The 22,173-nt window shown below is 63.9% G+C and carries 22 protein-coding genes; 10 read left to right on the top strand and 12 right to left on the bottom strand.

The features are described 5' to 3' along the window. Positions 1–71 precede the first annotated feature (71 nt). Both AC0L3C_RS14880 and AC0L3C_RS14885 read right to left on the bottom strand, forming a co-directional pair. A complete protein-coding gene (locus AC0L3C_RS14880) occupies positions 72–1,070 on the bottom strand; it encodes a TRAP transporter substrate-binding protein (RefSeq protein WP_473408334.1) in 999 nt (332 codons plus the stop codon). 377 nt (positions 1,071–1,447) lie between these two features. Then, on the bottom strand, positions 1,448–1,681 hold the full coding sequence (locus AC0L3C_RS14885) for a hypothetical protein (RefSeq protein ID WP_007607722.1): 234 nt from the start codon (positions 1,679–1,681) through the stop codon (positions 1,448–1,450). Positions 1,682–1,819: 138 nt separating this feature from the next. On the opposite strand from AC0L3C_RS14885, the gene AC0L3C_RS14890 reads away from it, so the two are divergent. The 3 genes from AC0L3C_RS14890 to AC0L3C_RS14900 all read left to right on the top strand — a co-directional run bounded on the left by AC0L3C_RS14890 (position 1,820) and on the right by AC0L3C_RS14900 (position 5,117). Then, positions 1,820–2,164 (top strand): DUF1236 domain-containing protein, encoded by a 345-nt coding sequence (locus AC0L3C_RS14890; protein ID WP_085362447.1) that lies wholly within the window; start codon positions 1,820–1,822, stop codon positions 2,162–2,164. 345 nt (positions 2,165–2,509) lie between these two features. Further along, on the top strand, positions 2,510–3,967 hold the full coding sequence (locus AC0L3C_RS14895; protein WP_473408425.1) for a sensor histidine kinase: 1,458 nt from the start codon (positions 2,510–2,512) through the stop codon (positions 3,965–3,967). Positions 3,968–3,980: 13 nt separating this feature from the next. After that, positions 3,981–5,117: a mandelate racemase/muconate lactonizing enzyme family protein gene (locus AC0L3C_RS14900; protein ID WP_473408335.1), complete on the top strand. Its 1,137-nt coding sequence runs from the start codon at positions 3,981–3,983 to the stop codon at positions 5,115–5,117. Here AC0L3C_RS14900 and AC0L3C_RS14905 read toward each other — a convergent pair. Both AC0L3C_RS14905 and AC0L3C_RS14910 read right to left on the bottom strand, forming a co-directional pair. Next, positions 5,114–5,845 carry a cytochrome c biogenesis CcdA family protein gene (locus AC0L3C_RS14905; protein ID WP_473263499.1) on the bottom strand — a complete coding sequence of 244 codons (732 nt, stop codon included), beginning with the start codon at positions 5,843–5,845 and terminating at the stop codon, positions 5,114–5,116. The genes AC0L3C_RS14900 and AC0L3C_RS14905 overlap by 4 nt on opposite strands. Positions 5,846–6,051: 206 nt before the next feature. After that, positions 6,052–6,318, bottom strand: a complete 267-nt coding sequence (locus AC0L3C_RS14910) for a hypothetical protein (protein WP_007593979.1) — start codon at positions 6,316–6,318, stop codon at positions 6,052–6,054. A gap of 515 nt (positions 6,319–6,833) precedes the next feature. On the opposite strand from AC0L3C_RS14910, the gene AC0L3C_RS14915 reads away from it, so the two are divergent. The 5 genes from AC0L3C_RS14915 (at position 6,834) to AC0L3C_RS14935 (ending at position 11,409) form a co-directional block, all read left to right on the top strand. Next, a complete protein-coding gene (locus AC0L3C_RS14915) occupies positions 6,834–7,880 on the top strand; it encodes a LysR family transcriptional regulator (RefSeq protein WP_473263498.1) in 1,047 nt (348 codons plus the stop codon). Positions 7,881–7,909: 29 nt separating this feature from the next. Continuing rightward, positions 7,910–8,281, top strand: coding sequence for a helix-turn-helix domain-containing protein (locus tag AC0L3C_RS14920; RefSeq protein WP_211382658.1), 372 nt, complete (start codon positions 7,910–7,912; stop codon positions 8,279–8,281). 371 nt (positions 8,282–8,652) lie between these two features. Beyond that, positions 8,653–10,002, top strand: coding sequence for a L,D-transpeptidase family protein (locus AC0L3C_RS14925; protein WP_473281255.1), 1,350 nt, complete (start codon positions 8,653–8,655; stop codon positions 10,000–10,002). A 111-nt stretch (positions 10,003–10,113) separates the two neighbouring features. Continuing rightward, positions 10,114–10,935: an enoyl-CoA hydratase gene (locus tag AC0L3C_RS14930; RefSeq protein ID WP_473408336.1), complete on the top strand. Its 822-nt coding sequence runs from the start codon at positions 10,114–10,116 to the stop codon at positions 10,933–10,935. A gap of 189 nt (positions 10,936–11,124) precedes the next feature. Then, on the top strand, positions 11,125–11,409 hold the full coding sequence (locus AC0L3C_RS14935; RefSeq protein ID WP_027516669.1) for a hypothetical protein: 285 nt from the start codon (positions 11,125–11,127) through the stop codon (positions 11,407–11,409). Positions 11,410–11,443: 34 nt separating this feature from the next. On the opposite strand, the gene AC0L3C_RS14940 is transcribed toward AC0L3C_RS14935, so the two are convergent. From AC0L3C_RS14940 to AC0L3C_RS14950, 3 genes are all read right to left on the bottom strand, one after another. Further along, positions 11,444–12,523 (bottom strand): isocitrate/isopropylmalate dehydrogenase family protein, encoded by a 1,080-nt coding sequence (locus AC0L3C_RS14940; RefSeq protein WP_473408338.1) that lies wholly within the window; start codon positions 12,521–12,523, stop codon positions 11,444–11,446. A gap of 135 nt (positions 12,524–12,658) precedes the next feature. Then, positions 12,659–13,726: an alcohol dehydrogenase gene (locus AC0L3C_RS14945; protein ID WP_473408339.1), complete on the bottom strand. Its 1,068-nt coding sequence runs from the start codon at positions 13,724–13,726 to the stop codon at positions 12,659–12,661. Positions 13,727–13,898: 172 nt separating this feature from the next. Next, a complete protein-coding gene (locus AC0L3C_RS14950; protein ID WP_473263491.1) occupies positions 13,899–15,095 on the bottom strand; it encodes a CaiB/BaiF CoA transferase family protein in 1,197 nt (398 codons plus the stop codon). 194 nt (positions 15,096–15,289) lie between these two features. On the opposite strand from AC0L3C_RS14950, the gene glgA reads away from it, so the two are divergent. Continuing rightward, positions 15,290–16,705: a glycogen synthase GlgA gene (glgA, locus tag AC0L3C_RS14955; RefSeq protein ID WP_473408340.1), complete on the top strand. Its 1,416-nt coding sequence runs from the start codon at positions 15,290–15,292 to the stop codon at positions 16,703–16,705. 159 nt (positions 16,706–16,864) lie between these two features. Here the strand turns inward: glgA and AC0L3C_RS14960 are convergent, their stop codons facing one another. From AC0L3C_RS14960 to AC0L3C_RS14970, 3 genes are all read right to left on the bottom strand, one after another. Next, positions 16,865–17,809 carry an oxygenase MpaB family protein gene (locus AC0L3C_RS14960; protein WP_473408341.1) on the bottom strand — a complete coding sequence of 315 codons (945 nt, stop codon included), beginning with the start codon at positions 17,807–17,809 and terminating at the stop codon, positions 16,865–16,867. A 94-nt stretch (positions 17,810–17,903) separates the two neighbouring features. Continuing rightward, complete coding sequence (locus AC0L3C_RS14965) at positions 17,904–19,049, bottom strand: patatin-like phospholipase family protein (protein WP_473263487.1); 1,146 nt, start codon at positions 19,047–19,049, stop codon at positions 17,904–17,906. Positions 19,050–19,118: 69 nt separating this feature from the next. After that, positions 19,119–19,943: a 3-hydroxybutyrate dehydrogenase gene (locus AC0L3C_RS14970; RefSeq protein WP_473408342.1), complete on the bottom strand. Its 825-nt coding sequence runs from the start codon at positions 19,941–19,943 to the stop codon at positions 19,119–19,121. A gap of 185 nt (positions 19,944–20,128) precedes the next feature. Between AC0L3C_RS14970 and AC0L3C_RS14975 the strand changes: the two genes are divergently transcribed. After that, a complete protein-coding gene (locus tag AC0L3C_RS14975) occupies positions 20,129–21,016 on the top strand; it encodes a LysR family transcriptional regulator (RefSeq protein ID WP_063993255.1) in 888 nt (295 codons plus the stop codon). Positions 21,017–21,071: 55 nt separating this feature from the next. On the opposite strand, the gene AC0L3C_RS14980 is transcribed toward AC0L3C_RS14975, so the two are convergent. Beyond that, positions 21,072–21,788 carry a peroxiredoxin-like family protein gene (locus AC0L3C_RS14980; RefSeq protein ID WP_473408343.1) on the bottom strand — a complete coding sequence of 239 codons (717 nt, stop codon included), beginning with the start codon at positions 21,786–21,788 and terminating at the stop codon, positions 21,072–21,074. A gap of 80 nt (positions 21,789–21,868) precedes the next feature. Beyond that, entirely contained in the window at positions 21,869–22,153 is a 285-nt protein-coding gene (locus tag AC0L3C_RS14985; protein WP_473408344.1) for a hypothetical protein, read from the bottom strand. Positions 22,154–22,173: the final 20 nt, after the last annotated feature.

Here is a 22,173-nt window from a genome sequence, read left to right on the forward strand (position 1 = left end):
GATCACAATCACGCAATGGGGCAAGCCGTCCGGCTTGCCCCGACGTCCGGTCGCGTGGGCGGCGACAGTTCTCAGACGACGTTGATCTTCTCGAAAATGCCTTCCGCGCCGATTTCCTTGGCGTAGGTGGCCATCACGGGATCGGCGAGCTTCTTCATGGCGTCGCGCTCTTCGAAGGGAACGCGCTTGAGCTTGCCCGCCTTCTCCAGCGTGTCGAGCTTGACGACCTCCTCGCTCGACTCCAGCTGACGGCCGTAGTCGCCGGCCTCCTTGCCGGCTTTCATGATCGCGTCCTGCAACTCCTTCGGCAGGGTCTTCAGCGTCTTCACCGAGAAACAGATCGGCCGGATCGACACGGCGTGCTGGGTCAGGTTGAGATGCGGAGCCACTTCGTAGAACTTCATCGCCTCGACGCCGGCCGCCTCGTTCTCCCCGGCCGCTATCACGCCGTTCTGGATCGCGTTGTAGATTTCGTTATAGGCGATCACCGTCGGGCTCATGCCCACGGCCGCAAAGGTCTTAGACCAGATCGGCGCGCCCTGTACGCGCACCTTGAGTCCCCTAAGGTCGGCAAGATTCTTGAGCGGCTTGTTGGCGAAGATGTTGCGGATGCCACCGCCGGAATAGCCGATCAGAACGACCTCGGCCTTGGCCGCGACTTCGTCAGCGATCGGCGCCAGGATATTGGCTTCGACGACCTTGTTCATGTGTTCGATGCCCTTGAACACGAAGGGCGCGTCGATGAACGGGGCCGCCTTGGCGAAGGTCGACATGTGAGCCGGCGAGACGATGCCGTAATCGACGGCTTTGCCCTGCGACATGTACTCGAAATACTGCTTTTCGAGGCCGAGCGAGGAGTTCCTGTGCAGCGTGAAGTTGACGGGCTTGCCGTAATACTTCTTCACCAGCTCTTCGAACCGGAGCAATGCCCGGTTGAAGGCGTGGTCGTCGTTGAACTGGACCGCGCCGTTCAGCGTGATCGGCGACTGTGCCCTGAGGATCGACGGCATGCCAATCGCAGCCGCCGCAGTGGTCGCGCCGAGCCCAGCGAGAAATGATCTTCGCTTCATCGTCTCCCCTCCCTTTGATGCTCCGGCCCTGTCGCCGGGCCGTGAGCGCAGCCGGTATGCGGCTTGCGAGTGGGAAGCGTATGAAAAACGTCGGCGGGACGGAAGTCATTTCGTGTGCGCGGGAGATCCTCTTCGTCGCAGGGCGCCCCTTTCGCGAACTGCTGCACTGCAACTTGCGCTCCTGGCGACGCGTGGCGGGCCGAGGGGCGCCCCCCTCCTCTCGTAGCAGACGGCTTGCGGACCTGTGCGCTGCACGCGCAGACCCGCTCGCCTTCTACTGTGCTTTAATGCAAATGGCCGATCAGATAGATGCCGCCGCCGATCACCAGTACGGCCGGCACGGCCCAGAGAATCAGAACTGGCATTTGTCATCCTCCTCAGTTGGACGTGCAGACCTTGACGGTCTTCATGCCGCTTTCAGCCTCGGTGCGCGACTTGTAGATCGTGCCCGACGGGCTCACGACGGTCATGGACGTGTCAGTCGGCTTCTTGTCGACGATCGTGCATTTCTTGGTCTTGACGTCCTGCACGACGTAGAACTCGTCGGCGGCGAATGCCGGCAGGGATATTGCGGCAAGCATCAGTGCTGCAGTTACTATCTTCAACTTCATTAGTCGTCCTCCTCCAGAACCCGAGCCGTTTAGCCCGGTGAGCTACAAACGGGAAAAAGCGGCAATTGGTTCCCAGTGCCGGGAACGCTGTCGGCGATGAGGGGTTGTTGCGGCGCATATTCAAACGAGGAGAACGAGATGAAGAAGTTGTTCCTGCTTTCCGCCGCCGCGGTCCTGATTTCGACCGGTGCTTTCGCGCAATCGACCGTCGTGACGACGACCGGGACGGGCCACGCGGCGGCCGTTCAGATCGAGCCGCAATACCGAACCAAGATCAAATCCTACGTCACCGAGCACCGCGTCCGCCCGGTGACGACGAAGGAAAAGATCGTTGTCGGTGCGGCGGTGCCGAGCGACGTCGAACTCGAGGCCGTTCCGGCAGACTGGGGTCCGTCGCTGACCAAGTATCGCTACGTCTACTCCGGCGATCGCGTGATGCTCGTCGATCCTGGTTCGCGCACGGTCGTCCAGGAAATTGATTGATCCAGGCGTACGGGGGCCGCTGAAGGCGGCCTCCCTCTCTGGGAGTTGAAATTATGAAATCGTATCGAGAGGCCCGGATCGCCGGGCTCAGCCTGGCGGCCGTGTACGCCATGTGTCTCCTACTGACCGCAATCAGCATGAGCTGAGGCGGCGCCGCGGACGGCACTGCAAAATCTCGTCCCTGGGCGGCTCGTCCGGACGCGAAAAATTATGGCGCAGCGCAAGTCCCGCCCCTATGGTCTCCCAAAATCATAAATCCGGCGCTCCCCTGCGCTGGAACCGGGACGCCTGCGTTTGTCAAAGCTCACCCTGCCGGTCCGGCTCGCTCTTCTGGTGACGGGAACGATGTTGCCGCTGATCGTCTTCGCGGTCGGGATTGCCGTCTACAATTACAAGCAGGACCGCAACGACGCGACCCGCCGCGTGCTGGAGAACGTGCGCAGCATGCGCCTCGTGCTGGACTCCGAGGTGCAGCGGATGACCGGCGGCCTGCAAGTGCTTGCGCTGACAAATTCGCTGCGCGACGACGACTTCCAGAATTTTCGGCGCATCGCCCTCGGCTTCGTCGATCAGTACGGCAAGGGCGGCCTGGTGCTAATCTCCGATCGCAAGGGCCGACCGCTGTTCTCCTCCGCGACCGAGGACACCGCAAGCCTGGCGCCACGCGGTCATCTGGAGATCATCGAGAAGGTGTTTGCGACCAGGTCACCGCAATATTCCGATCTGTTCACCGGCGCGATCAACGGGCGGCCGGTGCTCACGGTCGAAGTTCCGGTGGTCCGCGACGGCGAAGTGATCTACGACCTCTGCTTCAGCCCGCCGGTCAGCATCTTTCAGGATTTGGTCGAGAAGCAACGGCCCGACCGGGATTGGACGGTTTCCCTGCTCGACACCAAGGCCATCGTGTTCGCGCGCACGCCGAACCCTACGGAGATCTTCGGCAAACGGGCTACCGGCGCACTATATGAGAGTATGTTGCGCACGCCGGAGGCCGCACTCTCGACCGTTTCACTCGACGGCGTCGCGTTGTCCACCGTCTATACGAGGTCGCGGCTGACCGGCTGGACCATCGTGGCCGGCGTCGCCGAGAGCTCGCTGATCGCTCCGCTCTGGCGCAACATCGCGATCACCAGCCTGATCGGCGGCATCCTGCTGCTGACCGGTCTGACCTTCGCGGTCAGGATGGCAACCACGATCGCGCGCGGCGAGATGCTGCACGATCTCCTGATCGATGAGCTCAACCATCGCGTCAAGAACACGCTCGCCTTGATGCAGGCAATCGCGGTGCAGACCTTCCGCAGCGCCAGCCGGGACGAGCGGGCAAAATTCGAGGGTCGGCTCGGCGCGCTGGCCGAGGCGCATAATTTGTTGAGCCAGGAGAAATGGGCGGGCTCCGAGCTGCGGGACGTGATCGCCCGCGCGCTCCAGCCGTTCCTGCTGAACAATCCAGAGCGCATCCGCATGGCCGGAGCCGCGGTGCCGCTGTCGCCGCGGCTCGCCGTGGTGCTGTCGATGATCGTGCACGAGATCGCCACCAACGCTGCGAAATACGGCGCCCTGTCCAACGAGACCGGCCGGGTGACGCTCGAGTGGGGGGTCATCGCCGACGCGCCGAAGCCGCGGCTGCGCCTGATCTGGACCGAGATCGGCGGACCGCCGGTGACGGCGCCGGTGCAACGCGGCTTCGGCTCACGCCTGATCGAGCGCAGCGCGCGCGACCAGCTCGGCGGCGAGGCAACGGTCGACTTCCTGCCGCGCGGCGTGGTCTGCACGGTGATTTGCGCGCTGGACGAGGTGCGATGAACGGAGGCCGGCAATGAAGATCACAAGGATTCGCACGCACATTCTCGAAGCAAAGCTGTCGCAGCCCTTCGCCTATTCGCGCGCCTGGTACGACACGCGCACCGCGATGCTGGTCGAGATCGAGACCGATAACGGCCTTGTCGGCTGGGGCGAATGCTACGGTCCGGCACGTATCACGGCCGCGGTGGTGCAGAGTATCGCGCCGTGGCTGATCGGCGAGGATCCGTTGCGCACCGACGTGCTGTGGCAGATGGTCTACGCGCGCTTGCGCGATCACGGCCAGAAGGGCGTCGTGATCCAGGGGATGAGCGGCATCGACATCGCATTGTGGGACATCAAGGGCAAGCATTTTGGCGTGCCCGCGCACCAGCTGCTCGGCGGCGCCGCGCGCAAGGAGGTTGCGGCCTATGCGACCGGTCTCTACCGGCGCAAGTCAGGCGATCCGCTCGAATATCTGCCGGAAGAAGCGGCCGGTTATGCCGCCGAGGGATTCCGCGCCGTGAAGCTGAAGGTCGGTTTCGGCATCGCGGAGGATGCCGCAGTCACCCGCGCGGTGCGCGAGGCGATCGGCCCCGATGTCGCGCTGATGGTCGATGCGAACCACGCCTATGACGCTGTAGCGGCGATCCGGCTCGGCCGCCTGATCGAGCGCCATGACATCGGATGGTTCGAGGAGCCGGTGCCGCCGGAGGACGTCGCGGGTTATCGCGCGGTGAAATCCGCGCTCACGATTCCGGTCGCCGGCGGCGAGTGCGAATTCACGCGCTTCGGCTTCCGTGAGCTGTTCGTCTCGCATGCGCTCGACATCGCCCAGCCCGACACCTGCGCGGCGGGTGGCTTGAGTGAATGCAAGAAGATCGCCGACATGAGCGAGGCGTTCGGCATCCGCTACAATCCGCACGTCTGGGGCACCGGGATTGCGATCGCCGCCTCGCTCCAGCTGCTCGCCGTGCTGCCCTCGCACACGCCGACTTCGCTGTCGTCGCTCGACCCGATGCTCGAGTTCGACCGCACCGAACATCCGATCCGGCAGGCGATTTTGAAGGAGCCGATCGAGCATGAGAGAGGCGTCGTGCGGGTGCCCGAGGGGCCGGGCCTCGGCATCGAGATCGACCGCGAGGCGCTGGCGCGGTTTGCGGCGGACGCCTAACCGATCGTCTGCAACGCCGGGAACGTCTCGAGCAGCCAGATGCTCACATTCGAGACCGCGCCGGTGAGAAATCCAATGCCGGTGATCACCATCAGAACGCCCATGGCGCGCTCGACATTGACGAGATGGCCCTTCATGCGCGCGAACAGGGTGGAAAACTGCTCGATCATGAGGGCGGCGATCAGGAAGGGAATGCCGAGGCCGGCCGAATAGACCGCGAGCAGGCCGGCGCCCCTGGTCACCGTCGCTTCGGCCGCGGCGACCGAGAGGATCGCGGCGAGGATCGGACCGATGCAGGGCGTCCAGCCAAAGGCAAAGGCCAGCCCCATCACATAAGCGCCCCAGAGGCCGACCGGCTTGGGCGCGGTCAAGCGTCCCTCGCGCATCAACAGGCCGATGCGCGTCAGGCCGAGGAAGTGGAGGCCCATGACGATGATGACGATGCCGGCGAGGATCGAGAGTTCGGCCGACCAGGCGCGGATCAGCCCGCCGATCAGCGAGGCGCTGGCGCCGAGCGCCACGAATACCGTGGAGAAGCCGAGCACGAACAGGAGCGCCGACATCATGATCGCGCGTTTGGAGGCCGATGCGGGCTCTTCGCTTTCGACATGCTCGATCGTCGCGCCCGTCAGATAGATCAGGTAGGGCGGGACCAGCGGCAGGACGCAAGGGGAGAGGAAGCTGACGAGGCCGGCAATCAGCGCCGCCGGGATCGAAACATTTTGCATGATGCAGTCGGAGCCATCTCAGGCGCCGGTGCGGCGCGCGGGGAATGCGCGCGGCCCGGAGCCGAACCGGCTCTGGTGTAGCCGATGTCAGCGAATGCGCAACAGAGGCGCACAAAACCAGGGCTCCTCCCGATGCCGTCTGTGATCACAGATGCGGCACCGGGACACGCACAAATCTCGCCAAAAAGCGAAACTCGGCGGCGCGGCTACTTCACCACGCGGAGCAGCGGACGCCGGGGCTGGTCCTGCGTCTGCTTGGAGGGGGGCTGCGGTTCGTTCGTGGCGGTCCGCAGCATTTCGTCGCACAGTGCCTTGAGATCGGCACTGTCAATTCCTTTGAGTTTCATCCTCACGTCCAGGATGACAATGGACAGCAGCTCGGCCGACTCGCGGCTGTTGCTCTCGTTCAGCACCCTGCGGCACTCTTCGAGCGTTTCCAGCACCGACTGCAACTGTTCGTCTGAATGCGACACGGCGTTCTTTCCGCTAATTCGGCCTGTGAGACGTGATTGTGACGACCTCTTTGGCCCCCATGAAGCATCGAGGATAACACGAGGCCGCTGCGCCCCCGTACATGATTTCAGTGTGTTTCTGCCTTGAAACCGCGGTTCCGGCGCGTATCGCGTCGCGCCGCCAGCCGTCCAAACGCTCAGGAGTAAAGCGCCCGATCGTAAAAAGCTCAGTCGTAAAACGCCTGGCGTGCTGCAATTGATCCATCGCGGAAGACGGCACCGGCTCTCGCGCAAGGACGTTCATTGCGGACAGCGCCGACGATCCCGTAGCCATGTCACGGCTCACAACGGAACTCACGCCACACCCCTCATACGGGCGATCATTTGCCCGTTTCCCAGCCTTGTTCCAGCGCTGGCAGCACCCGAATACCACCTTCGGCGTAGTAAGGATGACGTTCAAAACTCGTCGTTCCCCAACCCGCCGTGGTTGTGGTTTGCCCCAGATTCTGCCAGTTTAGCGACCCGAAGGGACTTGTATGCACTCCTTGGCGGAAAGGGGCGTTCCTCTGGAGGAACGCCCAAAGACAAACATCAGCGGCCTGTCGGACTGGGATGCAGCGCGCATTTTCCTGGAAGTTGTCCGATGCGGAAGTTTCCGCTCGGCGGCCGAGCGTCTGTCCCTGTCGATCAACGCCGTCCGCCGCCGGATCGATGATTTCGAACGCCAGACCGGCACCACCCTGTTCACCCGCGACGTCCACGGTACCCGTCTGACCGACGAAGGCGCGCTGGTGGTCTCCGCCGTCGAGCAAATGGAGGCAGCTGCCTTCGACGTGCTGCGCACCAGCGATTCGACGGCAAATGCCCTGTCCGGCGAGGTCCGCGTCGCCGTGACCGAGGGACTGGGCACATTCTGGCTCGCCCCCCGGCTGGTCGAATTCCAGCAGACCTATCCGAAGATCCTGGTCGATCTGCATTGCGCGATGCGTTCGGCCGACGTCTCCCGCCACGAGGCCGACGTCGCCATTCACCTGTCGCGGCCTTCGGCGCTCGACGTCAAGCTGGTGCGGCTCGGCCGCATGCATCTGATGTTCTGGGCCTCCGAGAAATACATTTCGAAGCATGGCGCGCCGCGCTCGGCAGCGGAGTTGATCAAGCACCGCCTGGTGCTGCAGTTCGCCGACCAGCTCGCCGCCAAGCAAACTTTCGAGAGCTTCTTCCCCGGCGTTCCGGAACGTGACCTTCTGGTCATGAAGACCAACGTCTCGAGCGCCAACTACTGGGCGGTCGCGAATGGCGCCGGAATAGGCGTGTTCCCGAGCTACGCCATTGCGCTTGGCGGGAAGTTGATTCCACTGGAGGTCGAGCTGAACAGACCGCTGGATATCTGGTTGTCCTACCATCCTGGTAGCGGCCGGATCCCGAGAGTGCGGCACATGATTGACTGGCTGATCGAAGCCTTCAATCCGGCGCGTTTCCCGTGGTTTAAGGAAGAGTTCGTGCACCCGCATGAATTCAAGGACGAGTATATGGGCGAACCCCTGACCCAGCTCTTCGGGGGGTTTTCAACCGAAGACCGATGAGAAAAAAGATGAAGACAGCGGCGAAGAGAATGAAGCAGCGCAGTGCCGGCAAGCCGGACATTGAGCTGGGCAAACGCATCCGTTTGCGGCGCGTCGAGATGAAGATCTCGCAGGCCGAGCTCGGCGAGAAGCTCGGCGTCAGCTTCCAGCAGGTTCAGAAATACGAGAAGGGCGTCAATCGCGTCGGCGCGGCTCGGCTTCAGCAGATCGCCACCTCGCTCGACGTGCCCGTGACCTTCTTCTATGACGGCGACAACAAGGCGCGTGAAGTCGAGAGCCTGCTCTTCCTGGACTCGGCCTTCAGCCTCCGCCTGCTGCGCGCCTACAGCAAGATCAAGGACCAGACGGTGCAGCGTCAGCTCGTCTCGCTGATGGAATCGATCGCAGCGAACGAAGCCTGAGCCGATCGGCGTTCGCGCCTTTCCGCCCGATGTTCAATCCGCCGCGTCACGGGGCGCGGCTGGATTGGACGAGACCCGGACGAGATATATCCGGCCCGCGCGCTCGCGCGGACTTCTCGGGGCGGCATGACCGCCCCTTTTTGTTGTCCATTTTTTCCGCCGTCGCCCGCGTTTTCGCGAACCCATTCCGGCCCTGTCGCGACCCAATCCAGAGACCGCCGTCCGACGTGCGGGGCTCGCGATGCGCCGTGCTTAAGGGACCCGCAACCGGGAGGCGCTAGCCTGCCGCCGATTTCTCGAATCAGCACGACGACCGGAATTGCCGACGCGAGCGCCTGTCCGGGCCTCGCTCTCAGGGGAAGATGGGACACATGTCGAAACGCCATGCGATGATCATTGCTGTCGGCATGCTTGCGAGCGCCTCCGCGCTTGCACAGACCGAGACCATTGGACAGGCCGGGTCCAAGCCGGCGACTGCGGCTGGCACGGTGCCGGCCACCGCCAATCCGGCCCACGCAGCCGCACCGAAAACTGCTGCGCCGGTGTCCGCTTCGACGGCAGAGAGCCGCTCGGCCGCGGCGCTCGCGCTGACGCACGAGCCGACCTATGACGAAGGCTCCGCCCAGCGCATCAAGGATGCGGCGCTGAGCTATTCCGATCTCGCCGTGCGCGGTGGCTGGCCGGCGATCCCGGCAGACGCCAAATTCGCGCCCGGCGCCCAGGGCGCCAATGACGATCTCCTGCGCAAGCGGCTGGTCGTCTCCGGCGATCTTTCCGCCGACAAGGCGAGCGGCGCCTTCGACCAGGATCTTGCCGACGCCGTGAAACGCTTCCAGGCCCGCCACGGCCTCGCGCCGACCGGAACGATGACCCCGCGTACGATCGCGGCGATGAACGTGCCGGTCCAGAAGCGCATCCGACAGTTGGAAGCTTCGCTGCAGCGGCTCGAGAACATGAATTTCGGCTTCGGCCAGCGCTATGTCGTGGTCAACATTCCCGCCGCCTTCGCCGAAGCGGTCGAGAACGACGTCGTGGTGCGGCGTTATCGCGTGATCGTCGGCAAGACCGAAAAGCCCTCGCCGACGCTGACGGCCCAGATCAGCAGCGTCGTCCTCAATCCGACCTGGACGGTGCCCTCCTCAATCGCCAAGACCGAGATCTCCGCGCATATGCGCAAGGATCCCACCTATCTGTCGCGCATGCACATGGAGGTGCTCGACGCCCACGACAATCCGATCGACCCGAATTCAGTCGACTGGTCGGGCACGCACACGCCGAATTTCACCGTGCGCCAGCACAACGGCACGTTCAACGCGCTCGGCGCGGTCAAGATCGACATGCCGAATTCCTATTCGGTCTACATGCACGACACCAACCAGCGCAATCTGTTCAGCGATGATTACCGCTTCGATTCCCATGGCTGCTCGCGCGTCGACAATGTGCGCGATCTCGCCGCCTGGCTGTTGAAGGACCAGCCGAAATGGAGCCGCGCCGCGATCGACGCAGAAATCGCCAGCGGCCAGCATCTCGACGTCGCCATGGTGAAGAAAGTGCCGGTGGCCTGGATCTATCTCACCGCATGGATGACCAAAGACCAGACCGTCCAGTTCCGCAACGACGTCTATAGCCAGGACGAGCAGCTGCTGGAGGCGACCGCCGAAGAGGCGGCCTTCTTCAGCAATGCCGGCAGCCATCCGCTGACCGCGCATATGACGAGATAGGTCGCGCCATGCAATCGCGGCACAGGCGGCTGCAAAGCCACGTCCGTTGTCGCGGTTGACCCTGGCCTCGCCCCGGCCGAACATTGCGCCTCGCCAACGAAAGCGAGCGCGATGTCCGACATGTCCAGCACGACCGAAATTCCCTACGCCGACGGCAAGATCCTCAAGCACACAGCCGGTGGCGTCGGCGTTATCACATTCAACAATCCCGACAAGCGCAACGCGATGTCGCTGGAGATGTGGGAGGGATTTGGCGAGGCGCTGACAGCCTTACGCGATGACGCTGCCGTGCGCGTGGTGATCCTGCGCGGCGCCGGCGGCAAGGCCTTCGTGTCCGGCGCCGACATCAGCCAGTTCGAGAAGACGCGCCACAACGCGGCCGCTTCCGAGGAATATGGCAAACGCAGCGCCGCCCAGCGCGCGCTGCTTGCCGATTATCCCAAGCCGACCATTGCCTGTATCCAGGGCTTTTGCCTCGGCGGCGGCATGCAGGTGGCGATGCTCGCCGACATCCGCATCGCCTCCCATGGCAGCCAGTTCGGCATTCCCGCGGCGAAGCTCGGCATCGCCTACGGATATGATGGATTAAAGCACCTGGTGTCGCTGGTCGGACCGTCCTGGGCCCGGCTCCTGATGTACACGGGCATGCGCATCGATTCCACCGAAGCGCTGCGCATCGGGTTGGTCGAGCGCGTGGTTCCCGAGGATCAGCTCTGGGGCGAGACCATGGGGACCGCCGAGACGATCTCGCAAAATGCGCCGCTCGCGATCAAGGCCGCCAAGCTCACCATCGCGCAAGTGCTGAAGGACGAAAGCGCGCGCGACATGGACGCGATCAAGGCGATCGGCAACGCCTGCATGGACAGCGTGGATTTTCGCGAGGGCCGGCAGGCTTTCATGGAAAAGCGCAAGCCGCAGTTCCAGGGACGGTGATTCCGTCGTCAGCGAGCAAAATGAAAACAATCCAGAGTGCCTCTGCCTGCTTCGTCGCCTGGCTCTTCGCGATGACGGCAGCCAACGTGAACATGCATTCAGGAAGATTAAATTCCCACGCCCCTGCAACACCATAGCAACCAGCTGATTTGCTGGAAGTTCTCTCGCCATCAAAAGAGGGAGATTGCGATGAAACTGAAATTTGCTGTTGTTGGTCTGGCTGCCCTGGGCGGCGCAGCGCTCATGTCAGGACAGGCACTCGCAGCGATGCCGAACGGCATTCCGCAGGCCGACCGTATCGCGAGCGGCCCGGCAGCCAACGTCGATCAGGTGCGCTGGGTCTGCAACCCCTGGGGTCGCTGCTTCTGGCGTCCGAACTATTATGGCGCCTACGGCTTTTACGGCGGCCCGCGACGCTTCTACGGCCCACGTCCGTGGGGCTGGGGCCACCGCCACCACTGGCGTCGCTGGTGAACTGCGAGGGGCCGCGAGGCCCCCTCTTGCTTGACTACAGCGCCGCGAGCACCGCCTTCGTGATGTCGGCCGTGCCATTGCTGCCACCGAATTCCATCGGCTTGAGGCCGCCGGCATAGACCTTGTCCACCGCACGCTCGATGGTCTCGCCGGCCTCGGCCGCGCCCTCGACGCCGTGCTTGTCGGCAAGCCAGTCCAGCATCATCGCCGCCGACAGGATCATCCCGGTGGGATTGGCTTTGCCCTGCCCCATGATGTCGGGCGCGGTGCCGTGGCACGGCTGGAACACGGCATACTTGTCGCCGATGTCCGCCGACGGCGCCATGCCGAGGCCGCCGATCAGGCTCGCGGTGATGTCGGAGACGATGTCGCCGAACATGTTCTCCATCACCATCACGTCGAAATCCCAGGGACGCTTCACCAGCATCGCCGAGCAGGCATCGACATAGAGCCGGTCGGTATTCACCTCCGGATGACGCTTGGCGATCTCGTCGAAGATACCGCGGAAGAACGCAAAGGCCTTGAACACGTTCGCCTTGTCGACGCAGGCCAGCGCACCGGGCTTGCCGCGCGCCTTGCGCCGCTCGGCGAGGCGAAACGAGAACTCGAACAGGCGCTCGGACGTCTTGCGCGTGATCACCATGGTCTCGCGCGCCTCCTCATGGGTGACGATGCCCTTGCCCATCGAGGCGAACAGGCCTTCGGTGGACTCCCTGATCACGACCAGATCGATGCCGCGCTGGTCGGCGCCGACGATCGGGCTCGGCACGCCCGGAATGAGCCGCGCCGGGCGCACACCGGCATAGAGATCGAAGATGAAGCGCAGCTCGATCTGCGGCGCGATCTCGGTATTGTCAGGGTAGCGCACCGACGGCAGACCGCAGGCGCCGAGCAGGATCGCGTCCGCCTCCTCGCACAGCTTGACGGTGGTATCAGGCATCGACTTGCCGGTGGCGAGATAATGGTTGGCGCCCGCCGGCGCCTCGGTGAAGCGGAAGCTCAAGCCGGATTTGGTCTCGATCTTGCGCAGGACTTCGATGGCCGGCGCCATGACTTCGGGACCGATACCGTCACCGGCGAGCACGGCAATGTGGAAGGCGTTATTTGCGGACATGGGAGTTCCTAAATGACGAAAGGTGTGGCCTCGTCATTGCGAGGAGCTCTTGCGACGAAGCAATCCAGACTGCGTCCGCGGAGGGATTTCTGGATTGCTTCGCTACGCTCGCAATGACGGAGGGTGGAGCGCTTGTTACGGCGTCAGCACCGTGCGACCAACCACCGCGCCCTGCTGCAACTGCACCAGCGCGTCGTTGGCCTTCGCGAGCGGCTGCCGCGTCACGGGGATCGGCGCTATGTTCTTCGCTCGCACCAGGTCGAGCAGCTCCTGCGTCTCGCGCAAATTGCCGACATAGCTGCCCTGGATCGTCACCGCCTTGATCGGAATCAGCGGCAGAGCCCAGGTCGCACCGCCGCCGAACAGGCCGACGATGACGAGCTTGCCGCCCTTGGTCAGGCAGTCGAAGCCGAGTTGCGTGGTGGCGGCGTTGCCGACGAGATCGAGCACCGCGCGGATGGGACCACCGGCTTTCTTGGCAAGCTGCTCCAGCGCGTCCGACGCCTTGGGATCGATGGTCGCGAGCGCGCCCGCTTGCTCCGCGGCTTCGCGCTTCTTCGCGTCGATGTCGACCATGATCGCGCCCTTGCCGCCCATCGCCTTGAGCAGCGACAGCGCCATCAGGCCAAGTCCGCCGGCACCGAACATCACGATCGGCGTGTCGAAGTGTTGCTCGAGCTTCTTCAGCGCGCTGTAGGTCGTGACGCCCGAGCAGGCGTAGGGTGCAGCCGACGCGGGATCGAGGCCTTTGAGATTGAGCAAATACCGCGGATGCGGCACCAGCATGTGGTCGGAATAACCACCGTCGCAATAGACGCCGAGCGAGCGCGGCGTCAGGCACATGTTCTCATCACCGGCGAGACAGGTCGGGCATTTGCCGCAACCGATCCAGGGATAGACCAGCCCGACATCGCCGATCTTCACGTCGCCCTGGTCCGACGACGTCACGTCCGGGCCGAAGGCGAGGACCTCGCCGACCGTCTCGTGCCCCATTGTCAGCGGCAAATTGATGCCGCGGTCCTTCAGCGAGAGCGGCTTGCGGCCGTGGCCGAGATCGTAGCCGCCTTCCCAGATGTGGAGGTCGCTATGGCAGACGCCGGCGGCCTTCACCTTGATCAGCACCTGCGTGCCGGACGGCTGCGGCGTTGCCTCGTCGAACTCCTGCAGCGGCGCCTTGAAATCGGCGACCTTGAAACTTTTCATCGGCGTCCTCCCGGATACTTTTCTTGTCGCCGCCACCATGGCATGGGCGGCAGGACGAGACAAACTCGGACCTGTCTAGTTTAGGCTGACGGATGATGGCAAGCCGGCCACGCGCACGGCCGCATTGCTTGCCGCAGCGTGGTATCCGTGAGACTTGCCGTCAGACTTGCCCTCAGCCTTGCACGGCTGTTTTGCCAGACGGAATTGGCGCATCGTCGGTGAGCCCGATCTCCGCGCGCAGTCCGTCCGTGTGCTCGCCAAGCACGGCCATCGTCTTGCCCGGTGTCGTATCGGCACCGGTCATCCGGAACGGCAGATTGAGGACCTGGAACGAGCCGCCTTCATCCTCGACAGACGAGAGGGCCTCACGGTGCGCGAGCTGCGGATCGGCCAGTGCTTCGGACACAGTGCGGTAGGCCGAGGCCGGCACGCCGGCCGTACCTAGCGCGACAAGACAGACATCGGTCGAGAGCTGCCGCGACCACGCCTCGACACCGTCCATCAAGTCGGCCCAATGGTCGCGACGCGCGGCATAGGTGGAGAAGCGCGGATCGGAGATCCATTCGGGACGGCCGATCACGCCCATCAGTCCCTGAAACGTCTTCTCGCTGGCAACCGTGATCATGACGTAACCGCTCGCCGTCTCGGTCGGCCCAAACATCGGGCGCGGCGGCGGCTTCACGGTGAACTGCGAGTTCTGCAACTCGATCAACGTCAGCGTCAGCATCGATTCCAGCATGGAAACGTCGATGTGCTGGCCGAGCCCAGTCAGGGTGCGCTGGTAGAGCGCCGACGCGATCGCGCCAAACCCGTAGGTGCCGGTGACGACGTCGGCATGGTAGATGCCGCAATAATCCGGGCGGCTGCGGCCGGGCTGGTAGGCGAGATGCGCCATGTCGTAGCCGGAGGCTGCATGGATCACCGGCGCATAGGCCGGCAGCTCGGCCGACGGGCCGCTCTGGCCGTAGCCGGAGATCGAGCAGTAGATCAGCTTCGGGTTGACGGCGCGCATTCTGTCATAGTCGAGCCGCAGCCGGTGCATCACGCCAGGGCGGAAGTTCTCGACCAGGATGTCGGCCGTCGCGGCCAGCCGGCGGACCGCCTCCTTGCCGTCCTCGGACTTGAGGTCGAGCACGACGCTCTTCTTGCCGACGTTGAGCTGGCCGAAAACGGTGCTGCAGCCCTTGCGCAGCGGCGGCCGGGTCCGCATCGTCTCGCCGCCGTCGGTCTCGATCTTGATGACCTCGGCGCCCATGTCGGCGAGCATCCGCGCACAATGGGGACCGGCGATGGTGGTCGAAAAATCCAGGACCCTGAGACCGGCGAAGGCCTTTGTCGTGGTCCCCTCATGCTTATCTGATAGCTGCATGCCTGCTTGCGTCCTTGAGTCACTTAGGAACTTATCGAAGTTCTCTGTCGTTGGTGCGCCGACCCTAGAGGGCGGCGGCTGAGTAGGAAAGTCTTTACCGAACAGACACGTCTCGCGGGCGGGCTTGGAATTCCAGGGCAACTGGACCCGTTCTTGCATAGCAGCAATCGGGCTCCGGCAGAGGGCAGCAGTTCTTGAGGGTCTTGTTCGTTACGACAGAAATGGACGACTTTGTCCGCGTCGGCGGACTTGGAGCCGTTTCCGCTGCACTCCCCCGAGCCCTCCGTCCTTTCGCCGACATCCGGGTCATGTTGCCCGGCTATCGCGACATCATCGAACAACTCACGCATATTCAGGTCGTTGGCCGCTGTCCGGCGTTCGCGGAGATGCCGGCCTGCTCGCTCGGCCGCGCCGCGACCAAGGACGGCCTGCCGGTCTATGTGCTGTTGTGTTCGCAACTCTACGACCGGCCCGGCAACCCCTATGGCGACGAGTCCGGGCGCGACTGGCCCGACAACGACATCCGTTTTGCGCGCTTTGCCTCGGCCGCCGCTGAGCTCGCGATGGGCACGCTGGACAAGGATTGGGCAGCAGACCTGATCCATGCCAATGACTGGCAGGCTTCGCTCGTGCCGGCCTACCTCGCCTGGCGCGGCTCCAAGCTGCCGTCGATCCTGACCATTCACAACCTCGCCTACCAGGGCCTCTTCCCGAAGGACTCGCTGCGGCGGATCGGCGCACCGGAGAGCTCCTTCCACATCGACGGCGTCGAGTTCTACGACCAGCTCTCCTTCCTCAAGGCCGGGCTAGTCTACGCCTCGCATCTCACCACGGTCAGTGGCACCTACGCGCGGGAGATCACCACGGATGAATTCGGCTGCGGTCTCGAAGGCCTGCTTCGAGTCCGCTCCGACGCGGCCGAGCTCACCGGCATTCTCAACGGCATCGACGAAAGCTGGGATCCCCGTTCCTGCGCTCAGCTTGCCCAACAGTTCGGCGCCGGCGACTGGGTCGGCAAGAAAGCCAACGCGGACTATGTGCGCAAGCAGTTCGGACTTGCGGTGTCGCGCGGTCCGATGTTCGGCATCGTCGCCCGGCTGGTGCACCAGAAGGGCATCGACCTCGTGCTGGCGGCGGCCGACGAGATCGTCGATGCCGGTGGGCAGATTGTGGTCACCGGTTCCGGCGAGCCGGCGCTCGAGCAGGCGCTGATCGACGCGCATCGCCGGCGGCCTGACGCGATCGGGGTCGTGATCGGCTTCAACGAGGCCCAGGCGCGCCGCATCTTCGCCGGTAGCGACTTCACATTGATGCCGTCACGCTTCGAGCCCTGCGGGCTCAGCCAGATGTACGCCCAGCGCTTCGGCTCGCTGCCGATCGGCCACCAGACCGGCGGTCTCGCCGAGACCATCACCGACGGCGAAACCGGCTTCCTGTTCTCAAAACCTTCGCACGAATCCTTCCTCGGCGGCGTCCGCCGCGCGTTCTCCGCCTTCGTGGCGCAGGACCAGCTCGACACCATGCGTCGCAGTGCGATGGGACGGTCGTTCTCCTGGAGCATCCCGGCCGGCAGCTACAACGCGTTGTACCGGAAGCTGGCGGCGGTTTGAGCGCGCACTCCCTCGTGCCCCGGACACAGCGCAGCGTCTCTTCGACGGTGCGCTGCAGAGCCGGGGCCCATGTTGCACAGAGTTCGTGGCCCTGGATCCCGGCTCTGCGCCGCAACGCTCACGCGCTGCGGCTTGTCCGGGACACGCGAGAGGTGCTTCTTAGCGGCGCTGATCCATCTGCGGCCGGCCGATCCAGACCCTGTTGAGGCACCGTGTCATCCAGTCCGGCTGCGGCTCGCCGCGCAGCCGCGCTTGCGCTTCCTGGTAGGGACCGACATGGCGCAACCGATCGGGCAATTTGGCATAAACGCGCCGTATCCATCGGAGCGCGTTGTCGGCGGCCCTCTTGTCGCGCTCATCAAGCTCGAACCCAAACCCCACACGCAGGCGTTCCGGCAGCAGGCTCGCCGTGAGTGCGCGATACCACCGCGGCGGCCGCAACCAGGGACGGGCACCGCTAAAAATCTGCCTCGCAATCTCGCGCGCGGCCGGGCTGACGGTCAGCGTGTCCGACTCCGTCATTGCCGCGGTGTAGGCGGCGAAGCCGGACCAGTCTGCCGGCAGATTGTTCGTCGTCAGCCCGAACAGGGCGCCGAATGTCCGGCTCTCGGTCCAGTAGCGTTCGCGCTCGTCTATCGAGAGCGGTGGCAAGACCAGGTCGTGCGCCATCAGCGCGGTCTCGACCAGCGTGGCATGAACCCATCGCAGCGACGGGATATCGTTGGCACAGTAGCGCGAGCCTGCCGCGAACGGACCGACGGTCTGCGGCATCTCGCCGACGATCATGCCGTGGCGCCGGTGCAATTGCCGCGACGACAACAGCGCGCGGTCAAGCGAGCCGAACACCATGGCAAAGACGATGTCGAAGGTGCGGTGAAATCGTCCGATCGGATCAGCAAAGGTTTTCGAATGCTCGGCGATGGCGGCGGCGACCCAGGGATGCGCGAGTTGAAGGAGCAGCGCCCGGCCGGCACCGAGAAAGATCACGGCCTCGCGGTCGATCTGCCAGGTCACCGTGTCAGGACCGAACACGCCGGCAACGGGTCCTGCCATATCAGCACGAACCTGATCGAGGGCAGATTCCAGATCTCTCTCAGCGACCAATTGCAAGGCCTCGCGACGAAGACAGCGGGCGACAATAACCCGGACTGCCTTCCCGTGAAATCGTCACTGCGAGAAGCAATGACGGACGAAGCCCTTACTCCGCCGCAATCGGCATGACGTCCATATGTTCGTGCAGCACCACGCCCGCGAGCGGATCGAACTCGCCAACCCACGGCCTTCGCTCCAGCACGGACTTGGTGTGCGAATAGCCGGCATCCCAGCGCCGCATGATGCCGGACGGACTGAAGTCGATATCCTTGGTGTGGCTCTCGCGGTCGAGCTGCGGCGCAAGCAGGCGCACGACATGCATCCTGGTCGGGCAGCCGTAGCTGGTCAACTCCCTCACGGCCGGATCGCTGCGCTCGCCCTCGGGCAGTCGCGCGGCGAGCTGGCTAATGACGTGGCGCAGGCGATGGGTTTGCTGCTGGCGCGTGATCTGGCTCGCGATCCGGCTGGAATATTGCACATCCTTGTGCCGGTTCAGCACTTCCGCCATCGTGGTCGGCTCAGCGCCGACGGGATTCCACAAATGCACAGCGAAGATCAGCGAATTCTTGCGCGGATTGTCGTCGAAGACCGCTTCCGTCGGCGTGTTGGACAGGATGCCGCCGTCCCAATAGAGCTCGCCATCGATGCGCACGGCCGGAAACGCCGGCGGCAGCGCGCCTGACGCCATGACATGCTTCACCGTCAGCTCGCCGTCGCGGCTGTCGAAATAGCGCATCTGGCTGCTGCGGACGTGAGCGGCGCCGACCGTCAACCGTGGCGCGCAGCGATTGATCCGGCCGAAATCGACGAGCTCGAGCAGCGTCCGCTCCAGCGGCGCCGTCGAATAGAAGCCGGCGTGATCGGCTCCGAGCGGATAGGAATCGCCCGCATGCGCCAATGGATTGGGACGGAAGAAGCCGGGAATGCCGTGGGTCACGGTCGACCAATAGGCGAGCTTTTCGTTGAAGCCGGGAAACGCGGTGCGCAGATTCCAGACCGGATTCTGCTCCATCCGTTTCCAGAACTCCTTCAGGTGCTCCAGCCGCTGGTCGGGCGCGTTGCCCGCAATGAGGCAGGCATTGATGGCGCCGATCGAGGTGCCGATGATCCAGTCCGGCTCGATGCCGGCCTCGTGCAGCGCCTGGTACACCCCTGCCTGATAGGACCCGAGCGCACCGCCGCCCTGAAGCACCAGCACCACCTGACCGGGCAGATCCTTCGACACGCTGCTATCGCGCTTTACGCCGTTCATATCCTGCTCCCTGAGAGCCCGTATCCTTGCCATGTTCGTTCCTCGCGATGTTTTGTTACGCACTCGCCTTCAATGCGCGGTCCAGCCTCCGTCCACGGGCAACGCAATCCCGGTGATCGTGGCCGCCGCGTCGGTCGACAGAAATACGCTGAGCGCACCGAGCTCCTCGACCGTCGAGAAACGCTTGTTGGGCTGTTGCGCCAGCAGCACGTCGCGGATCACCTGGTCACGCGAGATGCCGTGTGCTTTCGCCTGGCCATCGATCTGCGCCTCGACCAGCGGGGTGTAGACGTAGCCGGGGCAGATCGCGTTGCAGGTGATGCCCTCTTCCGCGGTCTCCAGCGCCGTCACCTTGGTCAGGCCGAGGATGCCGTGCTTGGCGGCGACATAGGCGGCCTTGAAGGGCGATCCGACCAGGCCATGGCTCGAGGAAATGTTGATGATCCTGCCAAAGCCGTTCTGACGCATGGCCGGTAGCGCAGCTCGGGTGGTGTGAAAGGCCGACGACAGGTTGATCGCCAGGATCTGGTCCCACTTCTCGACCGGAAATTGATCGAGGGGCGCCACATGCTGGATTCCGGCATTGTTGACGAGGATGTCGAGCCGGCCGCATTGAGCTATCGTGGCCGCAATCATCTCCGCGATGGATTTCGGCCTCGTCATGTCCGCCGGCGAGAAGCTGACGTTGACGCCGAAATCGGCCGCGATCTGTTCGCGCGTCCTGCCGATCTCGTCAGCGGCGCCAAGGCCGTTCAGCACGATGTCGGCGCCGGCCGCGGCAAGCGCTCGGGCGATGCCGAGCCCGATACCGCTGGTCGAACCGGTCACCAGCGCAATCTTGCCGGCGAGCGCGCGTGAGGATACCGAGATTTGTGGTTTGACCGGAATATTCATGGTGCAAATCCCTCCAATGAGGCCCGCGCCGCGCGGACCCTGGCTTTCGCCAACTCTGGGGGATGACCCATCTTTAAGGAAATGCCCGTTGGCTTCCGAAACCATGCCCGCGCGCTATCACGGTCGGGATGTCATTCGCCTGGCTGATCGGCTAGGTTCCGGTCGATCTTGCCAGGAGCCGATCCATGGAAATGCACCAGGTCCGCTATTTCCTCGCGGTGGCGCAACTCTTGAACTTCACGCGTGCTGCCGAGGACTGCAACGTGACGCAGCCTTCGCTGACGCGTGCGATCAAGCAGCTCGAGGCCGAGCTCGGCGGCGATCTGTTTCGCCGCGAACGCCCCGCGGCGCAATTGACCGAGCTTGGCCAGCGCATGCATCCGCTGCTGAAGCAATGCTATGATGCCGCCGCTGGCGCGCGTTCGCTCGCCTCCTCGTTTCGAAGCGGCGAGATCGGCGCCCTGAGGGTCGCCCTGACGCATTCGATTGATCTGGCGCTGCTCATTCCGCACCTCAACGAAATCAAGCGACAGTTCAACCGGCTCGAACTCCGTTTCCTGCGCGGCTCGAGCCGCGAGGTCGGCGAATTCCTGAAAAAAGGCGAAGCCGAACTCGGCATCGCCGCCGAGATCGACGAAGCCTGGGATCGTCTCGACGTCTGGCCGCTGTTCACCGAACCTTTCGAGCTCGTCGTCAGCAAAGAGAATCGGCTCGCCGAGTGCAGCAGCATCGAATTGGATGACCTCCGCGCCGAGCAATTGCTCGTCCGCAACTATTGCGAGCACGCCAAGCGTATCGGGGCGAGCCTTCGCGAACACGGCATCGACTTCGATCGCGGCCACGAAATTTCGAGCGAACGCGATCTGATCGAACTGATCGAGGCCGATATCGGCGTCGCCATGCTGCCGCACACCTCACCGGTCCCGGACAGCCTGAAGCGCACCGCCGTCTCAGGGCTGGACGCGCGGCGCACCGTCAATCTCTATGGCGTCGCGGGCCGCCAGCGCACGGCGGTCGCCAACGCCGTGATGCGCATGCTGCGCGGCGCGGACTGGCGACCGATTGCGGGATAGTGTTGCGGGCTGCTGTCCCCCTACGGGAAGGAACAGAGCTCACCTCGCACGAAGCTCAGTGTTCACGGCTCGCGCTTTCGAGCGCCTCGAGCAGATCGTCGATCTCCATGCGCTTGCGGAAATCAGGATCGACGAAGCGGGCTTTCACGAGACCATTGCGGCCGACCACGAATACGGCGGGGATCGGCAACATCCACCCATCGTTGCCGTGAAATCTCGCCATGTCCTGGTAGGACAGCAGCTGCTGGATCTCCGTCCCGAGCCAGATCGCCAGGTTGAGAGACAACGCATAGCCGTTATCGAGATCGGTAAGCACCGGGAACGGCGCACTCGAATCAGCCTTGAATAGGCCGGTGAACTCCTGCGTTTCCGGCATGATCGCCACGATCTGCGCGCCCATTGCCGCGATGCGATCCTGCGCCTGGATCACGGCGCGGACATTGAGCCGGCAATAGGGACACCAATGGCCGCGGAAGAACATCACCGCGACCGGGCCGTTCGTCAGTAGCGACGGCAGCGAGACCAGCCGTCCGGTCTCGTCAGGCAGCATGAAAGGCGGCATTGCCTCGCCTGGTCGCGGCGCGTTATCGCCGCCGCCGTTCTGGCCTAGCCTTGTGACGAGGCGGTCGACGGCTTCGCCATACGCCGGAAAGATTTCACGCCCCGCATCTGCATAGGCGCGGAGTTGCTCGTTCAGCGTGCCCTCCATGTCCCGACAGCGTTGGAAGGCGACCTTGAGCCGTTCGGCATCGGTTGTCGAAAGGGCAGTCATTTTGCGCTCCGGCTTTCGGTTCCAATACTAGTTTCCTGGTCCGGCCGCCCGCAAGGGGCGGCCGCTACGCGGGGATCGACCTAGTTCACGTAGAAATTGCCGGTCGGATCGAGCCGACCCGGCGTGTAGTACAGCGACCCATTGTCCATGAAGAAGACGGTGTGCTCAGGCACCTTCTTGGCGTTCTTCATCATGGACTCATGGTTCTTCTCGGTCGAGGCCATGGCCATCGCCGACATCTTGCCGGGCCCACCATAGATGTAGGCCATGCCGACCTTGAAATCCCAGGCGGCTTCCGAGAAGGCAGATGTGGCGATAACCGCGAAGGCGGCGGTGGCAATGAGAGTCTTGGACAGTTTCGTCACGGGATGTTCCTCCGGATTGA

The organism is Bradyrhizobium sp. WSM4872 (genome assembly GCF_055811715.1).

What these genes read in the sequence shown, in the direction of transcription:
- AC0L3C_RS14980 (WP_473408343.1), bottom strand. Translation starts at nt 21,788, where the DNA reads ATGACTGCCCTTTCGACAACCGATGCCGAACGGCTCAAGGTCGCCTTC.
- AC0L3C_RS14920 (WP_211382658.1), top strand. Translation starts at nt 7,910, where the DNA reads ATGAAGCAGCGCAGTGCCGGCAAGCCGGACATTGAGCTGGGCAAACGC.
- AC0L3C_RS14950 (WP_473263491.1), bottom strand. Translation starts at nt 15,095, where the DNA reads ATGCAGCTATCAGATAAGCATGAGGGGACCACGACAAAGGCCTTCGCC.
- AC0L3C_RS14970 (WP_473408342.1), bottom strand. Translation starts at nt 19,943, where the DNA reads ATGAATATTCCGGTCAAACCACAAATCTCGGTATCCTCACGCGCGCTC.
- AC0L3C_RS14890 (WP_085362447.1), top strand. Translation starts at nt 1,820, where the DNA reads ATGAAGAAGTTGTTCCTGCTTTCCGCCGCCGCGGTCCTGATTTCGACC.
- AC0L3C_RS14925 (WP_473281255.1), top strand. Translation starts at nt 8,653, where the DNA reads ATGTCGAAACGCCATGCGATGATCATTGCTGTCGGCATGCTTGCGAGC.
- AC0L3C_RS14965 (WP_473263487.1), bottom strand. Translation starts at nt 19,049, where the DNA reads ATGAACGGCGTAAAGCGCGATAGCAGCGTGTCGAAGGATCTGCCCGGT.
- AC0L3C_RS14905 (WP_473263499.1), bottom strand. Translation starts at nt 5,845, where the DNA reads ATGCAAAATGTTTCGATCCCGGCGGCGCTGATTGCCGGCCTCGTCAGC.
- AC0L3C_RS14930 (WP_473408336.1), top strand. Translation starts at nt 10,114, where the DNA reads ATGTCCGACATGTCCAGCACGACCGAAATTCCCTACGCCGACGGCAAG.
- AC0L3C_RS14895 (WP_473408425.1), top strand. Translation starts at nt 2,510, where the DNA reads ATGTTGCCGCTGATCGTCTTCGCGGTCGGGATTGCCGTCTACAATTAC.
- AC0L3C_RS14880 (WP_473408334.1), bottom strand. Translation starts at nt 1,070, where the DNA reads ATGAAGCGAAGATCATTTCTCGCTGGGCTCGGCGCGACCACTGCGGCG.
- AC0L3C_RS14935 (WP_027516669.1), top strand. Translation starts at nt 11,125, where the DNA reads ATGAAACTGAAATTTGCTGTTGTTGGTCTGGCTGCCCTGGGCGGCGCA.
- AC0L3C_RS14945 (WP_473408339.1), bottom strand. Translation starts at nt 13,726, where the DNA reads ATGAAAAGTTTCAAGGTCGCCGATTTCAAGGCGCCGCTGCAGGAGTTC.
- AC0L3C_RS14915 (WP_473263498.1), top strand. Translation starts at nt 6,834, where the DNA reads ATGCACTCCTTGGCGGAAAGGGGCGTTCCTCTGGAGGAACGCCCAAAG.
- AC0L3C_RS14975 (WP_063993255.1), top strand. Translation starts at nt 20,129, where the DNA reads ATGGAAATGCACCAGGTCCGCTATTTCCTCGCGGTGGCGCAACTCTTG.
- AC0L3C_RS14885 (WP_007607722.1), bottom strand. Translation starts at nt 1,681, where the DNA reads ATGAAGTTGAAGATAGTAACTGCAGCACTGATGCTTGCCGCAATATCC.
- AC0L3C_RS14900 (WP_473408335.1), top strand. Translation starts at nt 3,981, where the DNA reads ATGAAGATCACAAGGATTCGCACGCACATTCTCGAAGCAAAGCTGTCG.
- AC0L3C_RS14940 (WP_473408338.1), bottom strand. Translation starts at nt 12,523, where the DNA reads ATGTCCGCAAATAACGCCTTCCACATTGCCGTGCTCGCCGGTGACGGT.